This is a genomic window from Pseudoxanthobacter soli DSM 19599 (assembly GCF_900148505.1).
Lineage (GTDB): Bacteria > Pseudomonadota > Alphaproteobacteria > Rhizobiales > Segnochrobactraceae > Pseudoxanthobacter > Pseudoxanthobacter soli.
Genome location: NZ_FRXO01000001.1, coordinates 950,261 through 966,438, shown reverse-complemented (window position 1 = coordinate 966,438; position 16,178 = coordinate 950,261). Strand labels below are relative to the sequence as shown.

Genomic DNA, 16,178 nt, shown 5'->3' with positions numbered 1-16,178 from the left:
GGCGTTCAGGCGCCTCAGTGCGAGTCCCGATCGAACGGCGAGTCCCGATCGAACGGGCGCCGCGCGTGCTCAGGCGGCGGCGACCCGAAGCAGGAAATCCTCGATGGTGCGGCCGAGATCGGCGGTGCGCTGGTCGACGTGGCCCGACGCGCGTTCGACGTCGGTCGCCGAGCGACGGGTTTCCGAGACGGAGTTCGCGACACCCGCCACCCCGTCCGAGACGAGCACCGTGCCTTCCGATGCCCTCAGTACATTGGTGCTGATTTCCGCCGTCGCCGCGCGCTGCTGCTCCATGGTGGCGCTGACGGCGGCAGAGAAACGCTGCACCTCGTGAATCCGCTCGGAGATCGCCGAGATCGCGGCGACGGCGTCGGCCGTCTCGCGCTGGATCTCGGCCACCTGCCGGGCGATCTCCTCAGTCGCCTTGGCCGTCTGGCCGGCGAGTTGCTTCACCTCGCTCGCCACAACGGCGAAGCCCTTGCCCGCCTCGCCCGCCCGGGCGGCCTCGATGGTCGCATTGAGAGCGAGAAGGTTGGTCTGACCGGCGATCGCCTGGATCAGGCTGACGACGTCGCCGATGCGCGAGGCGGATTCCGCCAGCCGGCCGATCGTGGCGTCGGTCTCCTGAGCCCCCTCCGTGGCCGCTTCGACGACCTCCGTCGTGCGTGAGACCTGGGTCGCGATCTCCTCGATGGAGGCGACCAGTTCCTCCGTCGCGCTGGCGACGGTGTTGACGTTGTGAGAGGCCTCCTCGGATGCGTCCGCGACGGTGCGGGTCTTGCCCTCGGTTTCCACGGCAACGCGGCCGAGCGCCTCAGCGGTGGTTCGCATCTCCGTCATCGTGTTGCCGACCGAGGCGATCAGGGCGGTGGCACCGGCGCGGAACTCGCCGATCAGCCGATCGATCTCCGCCTGTCGCTCGGCCTTTGCGGCGCTCTCCTCTGCCTGCGAGGCCTCGAGTTCGCGGCGGCTCGCCTCGTTGTCGCGAAACACGGCGACCGCGCGCGCCATCTCGCCGAGTTCGTCGCCCCGTTCGGTCTCCGGCACCGGGGCGAGCTGGCCAGCGGCAAGCGCGGCCATCGCGCCGCGAAGCCGGCCGAGTGGACGGGTGATGCCGGTCGAGATCAGGAACGAGCACGCGGCGCCGCCGGCGACGATCGCGACGATGCAGACGGCAAGCGCGACCGTGATCCAGGAGCGCACCTCGGCGAGCCGTGCCCGCGCCAAATCCGCGCCCGCGCGAGCACGCTCCAGAATCGCGTTGGCGGAGGGGTCGGCGACATCGAAGGTGAGCAGCACGGTTTCGACGAGCGGCATCCGCGTGGCGACGAGCTTCGAATAATCCTCGAATGCCTTGCCGTAGGCTTCGGTCGAGGTCTTGAGGCTGTTCTTGATGGCCTCGTCCATGTCGATGCGGTCGACGGCGCGGGTCAGCCGGCTCGAGGCCGCGACGAAATTGCCGCTGCTGATGTCGTTGAAGGTCAGGGCGTACTGGGCGCGGGCCAAATCCATTTGCGCAAGAGCGGCGCCGACCTTGATGCCATCCGGGCCGAACAGGCCGCCCGGAACTTTCTTGACGTCCTTCGCGAGCGCGGCCGAGGCGGCGTCCATCTGCCCCCAGAGGCCGCTCTGGCCATCGAAGCCGATTTCCTTGTCCTTCTGCACCAGCTCGCCGAACAGCGGTCCCGCGGTCGCGATCATCTTCGCGAGCGTCTCGACCTCCTGGCCGGCATCGCCGACGGCGGCGAGGTTGGCGCGCAGGGCGGCCACCGCGGTGTTGATCTCCGCGAACCGCGCCTGCGCCGCCGCGGCTGCTTCCTGGCTCGGATCCGCGAGATAGGCCCTGACCGCGGCGATCGTGCCGGCCGTCGATCGGCCCATCACCAGCGCGGAGCGGGCGACCGTGCTGTAGGCAGCATCGTCTGCGACCGCGCGTGCGATCTCCTGCTCGCCGACCATGTAGCTTCCGACTACCACCACGAGCCCGACAAACCAGAGAATAGAGAGAGCGGCAATCCGTGTGCGGATCGACAGCGAACCGAGCCTCCGCGCGAGCGTCTTACCCGGCGCTGCCGGCTGTATGCCCGCCCCCGCATGTTCGACTTCGCTTGACGCAGGCGGCACGTGGACGATGGATGCGGCAGACGACATCAGACACGCCTTTCGACTGCTTGTAATCGTCCAATTTAAGCGCATGCCTATAAACGCGGCAAGGTGGGGTGATTACATCATTGCCGGAAATTTCACATAGCTAGCATGTCGATCTGATGACGGAAAAAGCATATCAGAAATAATATATTGAGCCCATATTGCTGGATAAATAAAAGATAAAATCTTACATAATTCTGGTGTGAATTTAGAGGTTTCAATCAATATATAATTATGGAAGTCTAATTTCGATGATGTTACAATTTTCAACGCTGTTAAATGCCGTCGTTGGGGCTGTCATGCTCGCCTGCTCAGACGCGCGTCGGCGCGAGCGCCCGCCGGCAGGCCCTGAAAGGCCGCTTCTTTCGCCGCCGGCAGATCCGTTCTGACGATCTGCCAGAGTGCGACCACAGATTGCGTTGGTGCGCGGTAAGGGCTGGCGATTTGGCGAAGGCGCGAGGCCAGAGAAAGGTCCGAAACTTCGTTGGTCTCGGCAGGCACGGCATCTCGATCAGTGAAACTCGCCCGCGTGCGCTTTAATCCTGCTCAAGCACCGAAGCGTTGAGGAATATGCCGAAGACGCGAAAAGCTCCGTCTTTCACCGCGCAGATGGATTCTGTGCTCATGAATATTGCGGTCCGGCCGGTAACCGCATCGGGAACGCGCCGCGATGCCGCAGCCGGCTAGCACGAAGGTAGCCGCGCGCGGACCTGCCTTCATTCGCTTGGGTCCGCACGTTCCGGCCTATTGTCTCGAATGCCGGCCCGCTCAGGGTACAGCGACGAGCGGCACCGTCGCGTAGCGCAGCAGCCGCGTGAACGCGGTGCCGAACACGAAGCCCGACACCGTTCCCATGTGGTGGGAGCCGGCGACGAGAACCTCGCCCTCGATCCAGCCGGTCGCCGCGATGGCCCGCTTCCAGTCGGGCCCGTCGCCGATGGTGGCGAAGGCCTCGATGCCGTCGGGCAAATCCTCCAGCGCGCGCTGCTGCGCTTCGACGGCCTGAACGCGCCAGGCGTTCGAGACGATGTTCTCCACGTCATAGCCGGCCGAGGTCGGGTACATCTGCTTGTCGCGCACCACGAAGGTGACGAGGCGCAGCGGCACTCCGTGCCTGAGGCTGAGATCGACCGCCGTGGCGAGAGTACGATGGCCCTCGCCGTCGTCGGTATAGGCGCAGGTAATGCGCCGCAGCCGTTGCGCGGCGTTCTGCTTGAACGTGCGCGGTGCGAGGACGACCGGCCGGTCGGTCAGCGCGAGCACTCCGGCGGCGACGGACCCGAGCGAGCAGCGCATGGTGCGGCCGTCCCGAGCCGAGCCGAGCACGATGAACTCTGCCGAGATGTCGTTGGCGACTTGCGAAAGGCCGAGCGCCGCAGTCCTTGCAGCCCGCGCGATGAACGTGGCCGGAACGTCCGGCCCGAGGGCGGCGCGGGCCTTCTTCAGGGCCTTGGCGGAATAGGCGTCGAGAAACGCCTTGTACTCCGCCTCGACATTGGCCGGCGAGGGATAGCCCCAGGTTTCCGGCACCACCATGCACACCGTCAGGTCAACGTCGCCGCTGGCGGCGAGCATGCGTCCGAGGGCGAGGGCATCGCCGCCGCTTCGGTCGGGCGCGTAGCCGACGAGATATGTCATCGTCTGCTCCTTATTGCCCGCTGCGGCCGAGCACCGAATTCCGGTGAGAATAGCCGAAATAGATGATCATCGCCCCCGTGAGCCACACGGCAAACAGGGCGTAGGTGTCCCAGGGCAGTTCGATGATCAGATAGACGCAGAAACAGACGCTGATGATCGGAATCACCGGGAACAGCGGCACGCGGAAGCCCCGCGGCAGATCCGGCCGCGTGCGGCGCAGGATGATGACACCGAGCGAAACCACTGCGAAGGCAATCAGAGTGCCCATGCTCGTCAGATTGGCGAGCACGTCGAGCGGGATCATCGCGGCCAGTACGGCGATGAAGACGGCCACGATATAGGTGTTGTAGGTGGGCGTCATTGTCCGTGGGTTCACCTTCTGGAACAGCTTCGGCAACAGGCCGTCGCGGCTCATGGCGAACAGGATGCGGGTCTGGCCGTACATCACCACCAGCGTCACGCTGAAGATGGAAATGATGGCGCCCACGCAAAGCACCAGCGACGGCCAGTCCGAGCCGGTGACGTTGCGCATGATGACCGCGAGGCCGGCATCCTGTCCGGCGAACTCGGTCCAGGGCTGCGCGCCGATGGCGGCGAACGCGACCAGCACATAGGCGGCCGTCACCAGCAGCAGCGAGATGATGATGCCGAGCGGTAGCGTCTTCGCCGGGTTCTTCACCTCTTCGCCCGCCGTCGAGACCGCATCGATGCCGATATAGGAGAAGAAGATGGTGGAAGCGGCAGCGCCGACGCCGAGCCAGCCCTTCGGCGTGAATGGCGTGAGGTTGTCGGCCTTGAAGGCCGTGAGCGCCACCACCACGAACAGCGCCAGCACGCCGAGCTTCACCACCACGAGGATCGCGTTGATGGTGGTCGATTCGCGAGCGCCGCGCAGCAGCAGCAGCATGCACATCGTGACCAGGATCACCGCGGGCAGGTTGAAATAGCCGCCGGCACCGGGCGGCTGACTGATGGCGTCCGGCATCTGCCAGCCGAAGATGTCGAGGAACAGCTCGTTCAGATACTGCCCCCAGCCGACCGCGATCGCGGACGCCGAGACCGCGTATTCGAGCAGCAGGCACGCGCCCACCACGAAGGCGACGAACTCGCCGAGCGTGGCGTAGGCGTAGGAATAAGACGAGCCGGAGACGGGGATCGTCGAGGCGATCTCGGCATAGCAGAGCGCCGTCAGCGCCGCGGTAATGCCCGCGACCATGAACGAGACGAGGACGCCCGGTCCGGCCTCCGGAACCGCGGCCGTCAGCGCGACGAAGATACCGGTGCCGATCGTGGCGCCGACGCCAAGCATGACGAGTTGGAAAAGCCCGATCGAGCGCTCCAGATGAGCGCCGCCGTGGGCGGAACTGCCGTCCGACTCCTCTACCAGCGAGCGAACAGGCTTGCAGCGGAAGAGGCTGCTGCCGAACGAATCCACCGAACTCATGAACGGGCCCCCAACTCTGGCGAGTGTCTGGAATTATTGTATGTAGACGTCTGAAATCATCGCCGCCCGCCCCAGTGTTTCCCCGGCTACCGGCGACGATAAACAGCAATCCCCATGCCAACGATAGAACAGGATCGCCCGGACGAGGATGGGCGACTGGTCGCAGGGCGAAATTTAAGCCGGCTTTGTCTTGCACGGACCTCACCCTGGTGCAGCTGATCGGGACTCGGCCGCGCCAAGGCAAGTTTTAGGGCCGACCGCGTCCGAGTGGCCGCGTCACGCGATCGCAGACCGGACGCCGCTTTCCGAGGCACGAGGCGAGCATTGCCCGCGCCCCTTGCGCCGTTGCACGCCTCTTTGCTGCTCAATCCGTTAGCAGCTTGCCTTTTCGGTCCGCCAGGGGCACGGCGCCTGCGATTTTGCCGATCACCTTGCCCGGCCAGGCATAGGTCTGGCTGTGGCGGGCGAACAGCACGCCGTCGGTCGCCGCTGCGACGGGGACCGATTCCCCGAGGGGGTCGATGACGTCGGCGACGATCTCACCGAGGTAGATGAACTCGCCGAGGCGGCGGCGGTAGCAAACCACGCCGGCGGCGGGCGACTTGATCTGCTGCATCGCCTCGAGCGGCGTCGCCTCGCAGAGAAGCTTCGGCAGCGTGCCGCCGCTTCCGGAAATGACGCCGCGCCGCTCCAGGAAGCGGTAAAGCGCGCGGGCGTCGTCCTCCGCCAGCCGGTCGTCCACGTCGTCGTTGGAGCGCAGCTCGATGGTGGCGGACAGGCAGGCCGGCGGGATCGGCAGGCCGGGATAGCGCTTCGCGAGCGCCCACCATAGACCTCCGCAGGCCTCGTCGAACGGGTTGCCGCCGGAAATCTCGGCGAGAAGGACGGCCCGGGCGTCGATCTCGCTCGCAAGGTCGAGCGCCGAAGGCCACAGCGGCGTGCCGACATAAAGGTGCAGCGCCGCTTCGTTGTCGGCGTGAAGGTCGAGCACGAAATCGGCATCGTGCGCGAGCGTCAGCAGGTGGTGGCGGAGCACGTCGACGGCGGTCGCTGGCGTGAGGCCCGCCAGCGCCTCGGCCATCGCCGCGCGAATCGCCGCCACGTTGGATGCTTCATCGTCGCCGAGTTGGCCGTCGAGCGAGGACCCGATCAGTGCGGCGAGGTCCGGATAGTCGCGGTTGTAGTTGCCGGCGGTCGCGAAGTCGTATCGCCCGAGCAGGAAGCCATTGATCTGCTGGCCGAGCCCGATCGGATTGGCCACCGGCACCACCACGATCTCTCCTACGATTTCGCCGCGCGCGGCGGCTTCACCGAGGCGCGCGGCGAGATGGCGCAGGGTCAGCATGCCCGGGAACTCGTCGGCGTGCAGCCCGGCCTGCAGATAGGCCTTCGGCCGTGCGCCCGGGGTGCCGAAGCGCAGCACGGTCAAGGCCCTGCGCGTGCCGGGCGAGGTGACCGGCAGCTCGATTTCCGTCCGGGTCGTGGGATTGGGGGCGATGTCGGTCATCGGACCGGGCCTCTCTGTCAGGCGTAAAGGCGGGGAAGGGTGTCCGCTTCACCGGGCGGGACGGGACAGCCTGCCGCTTCCCGCGCAGGCATATTGCTAGGCCGTCTTAATCCGGTCTAGTCTCCGCTCAGGGGCATGCCTTTCGACGGGAATGAGCGTTTGCTTGGGGAATTTGCCGACGGGGCCAGCGGTCGCGGGATGATCTTCCGCCACCGGACATTGCCGGATCAGTTTTTCGAACTACCAAGCGCAGCTTTGCTCGCATCGCACAGATCCGTCTTCTTCGAGCCTATACGGTGCGCCATCCTCCCAGACGCGCCGTCGACGGCTCGGTCATCGTCCGCACGCTCGCGCGTGTTCTCTAAAAACCACAACGACAAAACCTTCATGACAGTCCAGCCCTGATTCATCAGGGCACGGGCGAGAGACACGATCTTCTCGTCCAGGTTCGGGGAAAACGTTTATGGATATCGTCTCGACTTCCGCCTATGTCGGCCCGAATGTGTATGCAAAGCTGCCGCTGATCCGCCTCACGGTGGACCTTCGGCACCGGTCGACAGCCTCCGTCGCGAGCTACGGCGAGAGCGTTCTTGAGACGCTGACCAAGCTGCTGCCCGGTCTCGCCACCGACAAGCTGCCCGATGGCAGCCTGTGGCTCGACCGCGCGCGCACGGCGGAGGATTGCGGTCTCGGCGAACTCATCGCCCATGTCGCGCTCAACCTGCAGCGACTGGTGGGTTCGCCGACGGCGTTCGCCCAGGCGATCCCGGTTCCCGATTCAGACGATGTCGAGGTGCTGTTCGGCTACGAATCCGACGAGATCGGCCTGGAGGCCGGGGACCTCGCCTGCGATATCCTCATCGAACTGGTGGCGCCGCGGGAGTCCGACGACGAGGCCTACGATTTCGACGGCGAGATCGCGCGCTTCGTCCGCTTCGCCCAGCGCCGCTCGCTCGGTCCGTCGGCGATGGAACTTGTCCGTTCGGCCGAAGCCCGTGACATCCCGTGGTTCCGCCTGAACGACGCGAGCCTCATCCAGGTCGGCCAGGGCAAGTACCAGCGGCGCATCGAGGCCGCGCTCACGAGCATGACCTCGCACATCGCCGTCGAGATCGCCTCGGACAAGAACGTCTGCAACAAGATCCTCCAGGATCTCGGCCTGCCGGTGCCGCAGCAGCGGCTGGTTTATGATGCCGACGAAGCGATCTCGGCCGCCCGCCGCATCGGCTATCCGGTCGTCGTGAAGCCGCTCGACGGCAACCACGGCCGCGGCGTGACCGTCAACGTCACCACCGACGAGGGCGTCGAGGCCGCCTACGCGATCGCCGACGAGGAAGGCTCCGCTGTCGTCGTCGAAAGCATGATCCTCGGTGAGGACCATCGCCTGCTGGTGGTGAACGGCGAACTCGTCGCCGCGGCACGCCGCGTGCCCGGCCACGTCGTCGGCGATGGTACCCGCACGATTGCCGAACTCGTCGAGATCGTGAACCAGGATCCTCGGCGCGGTGTTGGCCACGAGAACGTGCTGACCAAGCTCGAACTCGACGAACAGGCGTTCCGCCTCCTCGGCGAGAAGAACTACACGGTTGAGAGCGTGCCGCCGGAAGGCGAGGTCGTCTATCTGCGCAAGACCGCCAACATCTCCACCGGCGGCACCGCGGTCGACGTGACCGACACCATCCATCCCGACAACAAGATCATGGCCGAGCGCGCCATCAAGGCCGTCGGCCTCGATCTCGGCGCGGTGGATTTCCTGACGACCGACATCACCCAGAGCTACCGCGACACCGGCGGCGCCATCTGTGAGATCAATGCCGGCCCGGGCCTGCGCATGCACATCTCGCCCTCCGAGGGCAAGCCGCGTGACGTCGGCGGCAAGGTCATGGAGATGCTGTTCCCGCCGGGAACCCAGAGCCGCATTCCGATCGCGGCGCTGACCGGCACCAACGGCAAGACCACTTGCGCCCGTATGCTCGCCCACATCCTGAAAATGGCCGGCCACGTGGTGGGCCAGACCTCGACGGATGCCGTCTATATCGACGGCAACGTAACGGTGAAGGGCGATATGACCGGCCCGGTGTCGGCCAAGATGGTGCTGCGCGATCCTTCGGTCGACATCGCGGTGCTCGAGACGGCGCGCGGCGGCATCGTCCGGTCCGGCCTCGGCTACATGTATTGCGATGTCGGCGCGGTGCTGAACGTCACCTCCGACCATCTCGGCCTCGGCGGCGTCGACACGCTCGACGGGCTCGCGGAGGTCAAGCGCGTGGTGGCCGAGGTCACCCGCGACACCGTGGTTCTCAATGCCGACAACGAATATACGCTGAAGATGGCGTCCTATTCGCCGGCCAAGAACATCACCTACGTGACGCGCAATCCCGAGCACACGCTGGTGCGCGAGCACATCCGCCTCGGCAAGCGCGCCTTCGTGCTGGAGCAGGGCCTCAACGGCGACCAGATCGTCATCTACGAGAACGGCACCCAGATCCCGCTGATCTGGACCCACCTGATCCCGGCGACCATCGAGGGCAAGGCGATCCACAATGTCGAGAACGCCATGTTCGCGGCGGCGATGGCGTTCGCGCTCGGCAAGACGCTGGACCAGATCCGCAACGGTCTGCGGACGTTCGACAACACCTTCTTCCAGTCGCCCGGCCGCATGAACGTGTTCGACGAGCACGGCTTCCGCGTCATTCTCGATTACGGTCACAACGAGGCCGCCGTCGGCGCGATGGTCGATCTCGTCGAGCGGCTGAAGCCGCGCGGCAAGCGCATCGTCTGCGTCACCTGCCCGGGCGACCGGCGCAACGAGGACGTTACGGCGATCGCGGCCAAGGTGGCTGGCAAGTTCGACACCTATATCTGCCACCGCGACGACAATGTGCGTGGCCGGGCGCCGGACGAGATTCCCCAGCTGATGCGGGCCGCGCTGATCGAGCTCGGCGTGCCCGAGAGCGCGATCCAGATCGTTCCGGAGGAGATCGAGGCGGTCGATACCGCGCTGAAGATGGCGCGGCGCGATGACCTCGTGCTGATCTTCTGCGAGGGCATCACCCGCTGCTGGAAGAAGATCATCTACTTCAAGCCCGAGGGCGGGGACGAGGCCGATGCGCAGACCGGCCAGCGCCCGGTCGAGATCGCCTTCGACGTGCCTGAGGGCTACAGGATCGTTACCGACGAGCGCGGTGTGCTGCTGGCACCTCTCGCTTAAGCGACGGCGGGTTCATGTCCATCCTTGGTTGGTTCTCCCCGCCGCAGAGCGAGGGGACGCGCAAGCTCGCCGTGATCGGCGGACGCCTGGAAGACGGCAATGCGGCGATCTACGGTGAGATGCACCGTCTCGCCGCGGGCCGCATTCTGGTGTTCCCGACCGCGTCGTCCGAACCGGAGGCCGTCGGGCCGGAGACCGTTCAGGTGTTCCGGGCCTACGGCTTCGAGGCGGAGCTTTCGCCGGTCCACGGGGCGGGGGCGGTTGCCGCCGCCAACGACCCGGCGACGGTCGAACTCGTGCGCCAGTATGGCAGCGTCTACTTCACCGGCGGCAATCAGGCCCACATCATCAATGCACTGGCGCCCGGCGGCGTCGAGACGCCCGTTCTCGCCGCCATCCGTGCGGTCAACGAGGCCGGCGGGCTCGTCGCGGGGTCGAGTGCCGGCGCAGCGATGATGTCGAGCGAGATGATCGTCGGCGGCACCTCGCTCGACGCCACCGTGTTCGGCGTCACCGACGATCCCGAACAACCGGGAATGCTGATCGGCAAGGGTCTCGGCTTCTTCAACTGGGGCATCGTCGACCAGCATTTCATCAAGCGCGGCCGGCTGGGCCGTCTGATCGTCGCGATGGCGGCAACGGGCGTTCAGCGCGGCTTTGGCATCGACGAGAACACGGCGCTGTTCGTCGACGGCAAGCGCGCCCGCGTCATCGGCGAATATGGTGCCTTCTATGTCGACATGACCGGGGCGGAGAGCGACGGTCGCGGACGAACGTTCGAGAACGTCAGGATCAGCTATCTCGATGATGGCGACGCGTTCGACCTCTCTCGTTTCCGCGTCGTGCCCGGCCCCCATAAGCGGCGCGTGCGCCTGAGCGAGATCGCCTATCGCGCGCCCGCGCGCTCGCAACGCAATGTCTTCGGCGCCTATACGCTCTATGATCTGCTCGCACGCCTCGTTCTGGGCGATCCGCTGACCTACACCACCGACCGCGCCACCGCGGTCGAGCCGAAGACGGGCATGGCGGTGACGGTCGAACTGGAGCGGCTGCGCGGAATATCGCGCACGCTGATCGCCATCCAGGAATCCGGCCTCAGGATGACGGCGGTGAACTTCCGCGCGACGGTGATGAGCGAGCGGCTCAGTGCGGCGCGGCTCGCCAACCGTGCCACGAAGCTGTCGCGCGATTACGGCGTGAAGCCGGGACCGCAATCGCGGCTGATGCTGCTCGGCTCGTCGCCGCTGCAGGGCGACCCGTCGCTGATGGCCGAGATCGTCCGTCATGCCCAGGGGCCGGTCGGCGTGATCGCCTCGGCCTCTGCGGAGCCGCACAACACCGCGGAAAGCCACATCGCCGCACTGCGGGAGCACGGTATCGAGGGCATCGATTTCGGCATTACCATCGACAATGTCGAGCGTATCTCGCGCGACAAGGAGGTGGTCGAACAGATTGCGGCGCTGAAGACGATCCTCATTCCGGGTGGAAACCAGATCCGCCTCGTCGAGACGCTCCTGCACCGGGGAGAGGAAACGGCGGTGCTGCTGGCGATCGCGCGGGCCCACGCGGCCGGCGCGACCGTGATCGCGGCGAGCGGCGCCGCGTCGGCACTGTCCGGCTTCATGATCGCGGGCGGCTCGTCCTACGAGGCGTTCCGCTACGGTGTCTCGTCGGATACCGGTCACGGCGGTCTCGTCATCCAGGAAGGCGTCGGGCTGTTCGGCGCCGGCATCATTGACCAGAACCTGTTTTCCTCCCGCCGGCTCGGGCGCCTGATCGTGGCGTGCGCGGAGGAGGGCGTGCGCTACGGATTCGGCATCTGCGAGGACACGCTGCTGATCGCGACCGGTGACAACGCGCCGATCGAGGTGGCAGGCCGTCATGGCGTCGTTCTCATCGAGATCGACCACGCCAATCTCGTGCTCCAGAGCGACAGCTTCGTCGCGCGCGGCATCAAGCTGTCGTTCGCGCGGCCGGGCGACCGCATCGACATCGCCAGTGGAACCATCCAGCGCAATTCGCCACCGGAAGCGGCATCGGCGGCGCTGGAGCGGCTGATCAATGAACTTGCTGCCGAATGCGGCGCGCTGCGCGGCGTGGACGGCTCGACCGATCACCTGCGCAACAAGGCGATCGTGATGGGCTTCGTCGCGTCCGGCGACGGCACGGCGCTGCTCGACGTGGAAAGCGCCCGCGACGACCGCTCCTAGTGAATATCCGTTCAGATCGAACCGGTCTGAACGGATACGATCAAAGGCTTGAATTTTCAGCGATTTCCCCTCGGTCGGATGAGTGCGTCCGACCGAGGGGACTATGCGCCAATCGGTTCAGGCCGCCTTGGTCATGACATAGCGGCCGGGCGCGTCCTCGATGACGCCCACGCGCTCGCCCGGAACGCGTGCCGGGACCATCTCGGAATCGTGCTTCTTTAGCCAGGCATCCCAGTCCGGCCACCATGACCCGGGATGCTCCTTGGCATTGGCGATCCAGTCCTCGAACGCGCCGGACGGGGCGGGACCGGTCCAGTACTGGTACTTGCCGAGCACCGGGGCGTTGCACACGCCGGCGATGTGGCCCGAACCGGCGACGACCATACGCACCGGTCCGCCGAACATCGCAGCGCCGGTGAACACGGACTTTGCCGGCGCGATGTGATCCTCGCGGGTCGCGAGATGATAGGCGGGCACCCGGATCTTCTTGAGCCGCAGCGGTTCGCCGTCGATGGAGAGCTGGCCCTTGGCGAACGCGTTCTCCAGATAGAAGCGGCGCATGTAGAAGATGTGGTTCGCCGCCGGCATGCGCGTGGAATCGGAGTTCCAGAACAAGAGGTCGAACGGAAACGGCTCCTTGCCGCGCATGTAGTTGTTGATGACGTAGGGCCACAGCAGGTCGTTGGAGCGCAGCATGTTGAAGGTGCGCGCCATCACGCTGCCGTCCAGATAGCCGCGCTCGTTGATGCGCGTCTCGAGAATCTCAAGCTGGCGATCGTCGACGAACACCTTGAGATCGCCGGCATGGGAGAAATCGGTCTGGGCCGTCAGGAACGAGGCGGTCTTGATGCGGCTGTCGCCGGCATTGGCCATGTGTGCCAGAGCGACGGCGAGCAGCGTGCCGCCGACGCAGTAGCCGGTGACATCGACGCCGCTCTCCCCGGTTGCCTTCTCGATGTCGTCCAGGGACGCGAGGATGCCCTCGCGCATGTAGTCCTCGAAGGTCTTCTCGGCGAGTTCGGCCCCCGGATCGACCCATGACACCATGAACACGGTGTGTCCCTGGTCGACGAGCCATTTGACGAGCGACTTCTCTGGATTGAGGTCGAGAATATAATATTTGTTGATCCAGGGCGGCACGATCAGCAGTGGACGCTTCCGCACCGTCTCCGTCGTCGGCGAATATTGGATGAGCTGTCGCAGCGCGTTCTCCGCGATCACCTTGCCTGGGGTCACGGCGAGGTTCTCGCCGACCTTGAACTTGGTCGTATCGGTCTGGCGTAGCTTCAGGTCGCCCTTGCCCTCCCGGATGTCCTCGGCGAGCATCTTCATGCCGCGCACGAGGTTCTCGCCGTTGCTCGAAACGGTCTCTCGGAGGAGTTCGGGGTTGGTCAGCACGAAGTTCGACGGCGAGATCGCGTTGGCGATCTGGCGGATATAGAACGCGGCCTTCTGGCGGGTGTGGCCGTCCAGCCCGTCTGCGCCCTCGACGAGGGAATCGGCCCACCGGGTGGTGATGAGATAGGCCTGCTTCAGGAAGTCGAAGAACTGGTTCTCGCTCCACTCCGGATCGCGGAACCGCCGGTCGCGCTGATCCGGTTCGGCGGCGGGGCGCGAGCGCTCGCCCATCATCCGCCTCAGCGACTGGTCCCAGAGATCCATGTAGCCCGACCAGAGCCGCGCCTGAGCCTCCACCGCGCGCTGCGGATCCGACAGCCAATATTCGCTGATCTGGCCGATGGTCTTCATCACCTCGGCGATGTCGTCCGCGACGCGGGTCCGGGCTTCGCCTTTCTCGCGCGGCTCGATATAGGCGGCGACAGCCTTGCCGCCCTCCTCGATGAACCGTGCCAGGTTCTGGGCGAACGCCTCCGGATCCTGCACGATATATTTGTACAGCGGATTGTCGTTCCGCTCGTTCATCGCTCGCCGCTCCTCAATCGCCGGGCCCGACGGCGGACGGCGTCCGCCGCGCGCCGCAACCGGCCCGCCTTCGCCATCATATAGTGCCGCATGACGCTGTCCTGACAACCGTCGCGCCATGTCACAACCGCGAACAGGGTCAAGATTGCGACGCTTCCTGCCTTCGCATCGCCAGGTTTCTGGGGAAATTGTAGTGGAGTCGGAATGGTCCGACCGACTATAATAGGCTCAAGCCCTTGAATCCGGCAGGGTTTCCTGCCGCTCAGACGCTGTCCCCGGACGAGGGGGCACGTCAGGTCGGGGCTCCGATCGAGAAGGAGATGGTCCCGTGGATAGCCGGATGAAAAACGCGCGTCGCCTGTTTTCGTCCGCCTGCACGGTTTGCCATGTCTTCATCTCCTTCTGCCGCCCTTCTCACGCTGACGTCGGTCTGTGCGGCGACGCCTGACCGCAGGCCTCTCTTCAGCGGCCTCACCCTCTCCATCGGGCGCGAGCGCGTCGGGCTCGTCGGCCGCAACGGGTGCGGCAAGTCGACCCTGTTGCGTATCGTGGCCGGCACCGCCGAGGCGGCCTCCGGCAGCGTGACGCTTTCCGGCGCCACCGGAACCCTCGTCCAGGAATGGCGGGCCGACGAGAGCGTTGCCGAGGCGCTCGGGATCGAACGGGCAATGGCCGCGATCGCGCGCGTGTTGGCCGGCGAGGGTCGTGCCAACGATTTCGAACTGGCGGACTGGAGCATCGAGCCCTGCGTCGCAGCAGCGCTGGCGGAGGTTGGCCTCGCTGGGCTACCGCTCGACCGGGCGATGGGGACGTTGAGCGGTGGTGAGCGCACCCGCGTGGGTCTCGCGCGGCTCGCCGTCGAGGCGCCGGATCTTCTCCTGCTGGACGAACCGACCAACAACCTCGATGCGGCCGGGCGCGCAGCCGTCCACGCCCTCGTCGCCAACTGGCGGGGCGGCGTTCTCGTCGCGAGCCACGACCGGGCGTTGCTTGAGGGAATGGATCGCATCGTCGAACTTTCGCCCATCGGCATCGCCGTCGTGGGTGGCGGCTGGTCCGCGTTCGCCGAGGCACGGGATGCACGGCGTGCGGACGCGGCCGGGGAACTCGAGCGTGCCGCTGCAGGCCTCCGCGAGGCAAAGGACGCGGCCCAGCGCCGGCGGGAGGCCCGCGAGCGGCGTGACGCCGCCGGGCGCGCCTTCGCCGCGCGGGGCTCGGAGCCGAGGCTCCTGCTCGGTGCCCAGGCCGAGCGGGCCGAGAACACCGGCGCCAGGGGCGGGCGCGTCGACAGGCGGCTGATGGACGCGGCTTCGGCGCGGGCGGAGGAAGCCCGCTCGAAGGTCGAGATCGCTACCCCCCTGAAGATAGTCCTGCCGCCGAGCGGCCTGCCGTCCGGCACTGAACTGCTGACGATGGAGGCGGTGACGGTTGCGGTGGAGGAGCGCGTGCTCGGTCCGTGGACCCTTCACATCCGTGGCCCGGAACGGGTGGCGGTCTCCGGCGCGAACGGCGTCGGCAAGACGAGCCTGCTGAAGGTCGCGACCGGCATCGTCTCGCCCGCGGGTGGAACGTTGCGGCGGGCTGAGGGGCGTATCGCCATGCTCGACCAGCATGTCGGGCTGCTCGACAGCGCCACCAGCATCCTCGCCAATGTCCGCCGGCTCAATCCGGCGCTCGACAGCGAGGCGGCCCATGCGGCGTGCGCGCGCTTCGCGTTCCGCAATCGCGATGCGCTCCGCCCGGTCGGCGTACTTTCCGGCGGCGAGCGCCTGCGGGCCGGATTGGCATGTGCGCTGGCGGGCGACCGTCCGCCCTGGCTTCTCGTTCTCGACGAGCCGACCAATCATCTCGATCTCGATTCCGTCGAGGTGCTGGAAGCCGCGCTGAAGGCATTCGATGGCGCGCTGCTGGTGGTCAGCCACGATCCGGCCTTCCTTGAGGCCATCAGCATCGAACGGACGATCCGGCTCGGTGGATGACGGCGTCGGTCGGAGGTGGAGCGGGCAGGGCGCGCCGGACCGCAACCGCACCCCGAATCGCACGGCTTTATCGAGGGCGGCATCTTTTCCGCGCCGCGTTGTGAAACGGCTAACCGGA

At 66.3% G+C, this 16,178-nt stretch carries 8 protein-coding genes; 3 read left to right on the top strand and 5 right to left on the bottom strand.

Annotation, left to right across the window (positions count from 1 at the left end; genetic code table 11):
* Positions 1 to 69: 69 nt before the first annotated feature.
* The 4 genes from BUF17_RS04065 to BUF17_RS04050 form a co-directional block, all read right to left on the bottom strand.
* Positions 70 to 2,151, bottom strand: a complete 2,082-nt coding sequence (locus tag BUF17_RS04065) for a methyl-accepting chemotaxis protein (RefSeq protein ID WP_175563599.1) — start codon at positions 2,149 to 2,151, stop codon at positions 70 to 72.
* A gap of 765 nt (positions 2,152 to 2,916) precedes the next feature.
* Positions 2,917 to 3,786, bottom strand: a complete 870-nt coding sequence (locus tag BUF17_RS04060; RefSeq protein ID WP_073625842.1) for a universal stress protein — start codon at positions 3,784 to 3,786, stop codon at positions 2,917 to 2,919.
* A 10-nt stretch (positions 3,787 to 3,796) separates the two neighbouring features.
* Positions 3,797 to 5,230, bottom strand: coding sequence for an amino acid permease (locus tag BUF17_RS04055; RefSeq protein ID WP_073625841.1), 1,434 nt, complete (start codon positions 5,228 to 5,230; stop codon positions 3,797 to 3,799).
* A gap of 364 nt (positions 5,231 to 5,594) precedes the next feature.
* Entirely contained in the window at positions 5,595 to 6,737 is a 1,143-nt protein-coding gene (locus BUF17_RS04050) for a succinylglutamate desuccinylase/aspartoacylase family protein (RefSeq protein ID WP_073625840.1), read from the bottom strand.
* A 463-nt stretch (positions 6,738 to 7,200) separates the two neighbouring features.
* On the opposite strand from BUF17_RS04050, the gene cphA reads away from it, so the two are divergent.
* Both cphA and BUF17_RS04040 read left to right on the top strand, forming a co-directional pair.
* Positions 7,201 to 9,948 carry a cyanophycin synthetase gene (gene cphA, locus BUF17_RS04045; protein ID WP_073625839.1) on the top strand — a complete coding sequence of 916 codons (2,748 nt, stop codon included), beginning with the start codon at positions 7,201 to 7,203 and terminating at the stop codon, positions 9,946 to 9,948.
* Positions 9,949 to 9,962: 14 nt separating this feature from the next.
* Positions 9,963 to 12,158, top strand: coding sequence for a cyanophycinase (locus BUF17_RS04040; RefSeq protein WP_073625838.1), 2,196 nt, complete (start codon positions 9,963 to 9,965; stop codon positions 12,156 to 12,158).
* A gap of 117 nt (positions 12,159 to 12,275) precedes the next feature.
* Here the strand turns inward: BUF17_RS04040 and BUF17_RS04035 are convergent, their stop codons facing one another.
* Positions 12,276 to 14,081 carry a PHA/PHB synthase family protein gene (locus tag BUF17_RS04035; RefSeq protein ID WP_073625837.1) on the bottom strand — a complete coding sequence of 602 codons (1,806 nt, stop codon included), beginning with the start codon at positions 14,079 to 14,081 and terminating at the stop codon, positions 12,276 to 12,278.
* 386 nt (positions 14,082 to 14,467) lie between these two features.
* Between BUF17_RS04035 and BUF17_RS04030 the strand changes: the two genes are divergently transcribed.
* Positions 14,468 to 16,060: an ABC-F family ATP-binding cassette domain-containing protein gene (locus BUF17_RS04030; protein ID WP_073625836.1), complete on the top strand. Its 1,593-nt coding sequence runs from the start codon at positions 14,468 to 14,470 to the stop codon at positions 16,058 to 16,060.
* The last annotated feature ends 118 nt before the right edge of the window (positions 16,061 to 16,178 follow it).

Coding starts and splice junctions, on each gene's coding strand:
- BUF17_RS04040 (WP_073625838.1), top strand. CDS start 9,963: ATGTCCATCCTTGGTTGGTTCTCCCCGCCGCAGAGCGAGGGGACGCGC.
- BUF17_RS04035 (WP_073625837.1), bottom strand. CDS start 14,081: ATGAACGAGCGGAACGACAATCCGCTGTACAAATATATCGTGCAGGAT.
- cphA (WP_073625839.1), top strand. CDS start 7,201: ATGGATATCGTCTCGACTTCCGCCTATGTCGGCCCGAATGTGTATGCA.
- BUF17_RS04060 (WP_073625842.1), bottom strand. CDS start 3,786: ATGACATATCTCGTCGGCTACGCGCCCGACCGAAGCGGCGGCGATGCC.
- BUF17_RS04050 (WP_073625840.1), bottom strand. CDS start 6,737: ATGACCGACATCGCCCCCAATCCCACGACCCGGACGGAAATCGAGCTG.
- BUF17_RS04030 (WP_073625836.1), top strand. CDS start 14,468: ATGTCTTCATCTCCTTCTGCCGCCCTTCTCACGCTGACGTCGGTCTGT.
- BUF17_RS04055 (WP_073625841.1), bottom strand. CDS start 5,230: ATGAGTTCGGTGGATTCGTTCGGCAGCAGCCTCTTCCGCTGCAAGCCT.
- BUF17_RS04065 (WP_175563599.1), bottom strand. CDS start 2,151: ATGTCGTCTGCCGCATCCATCGTCCACGTGCCGCCTGCGTCAAGCGAA.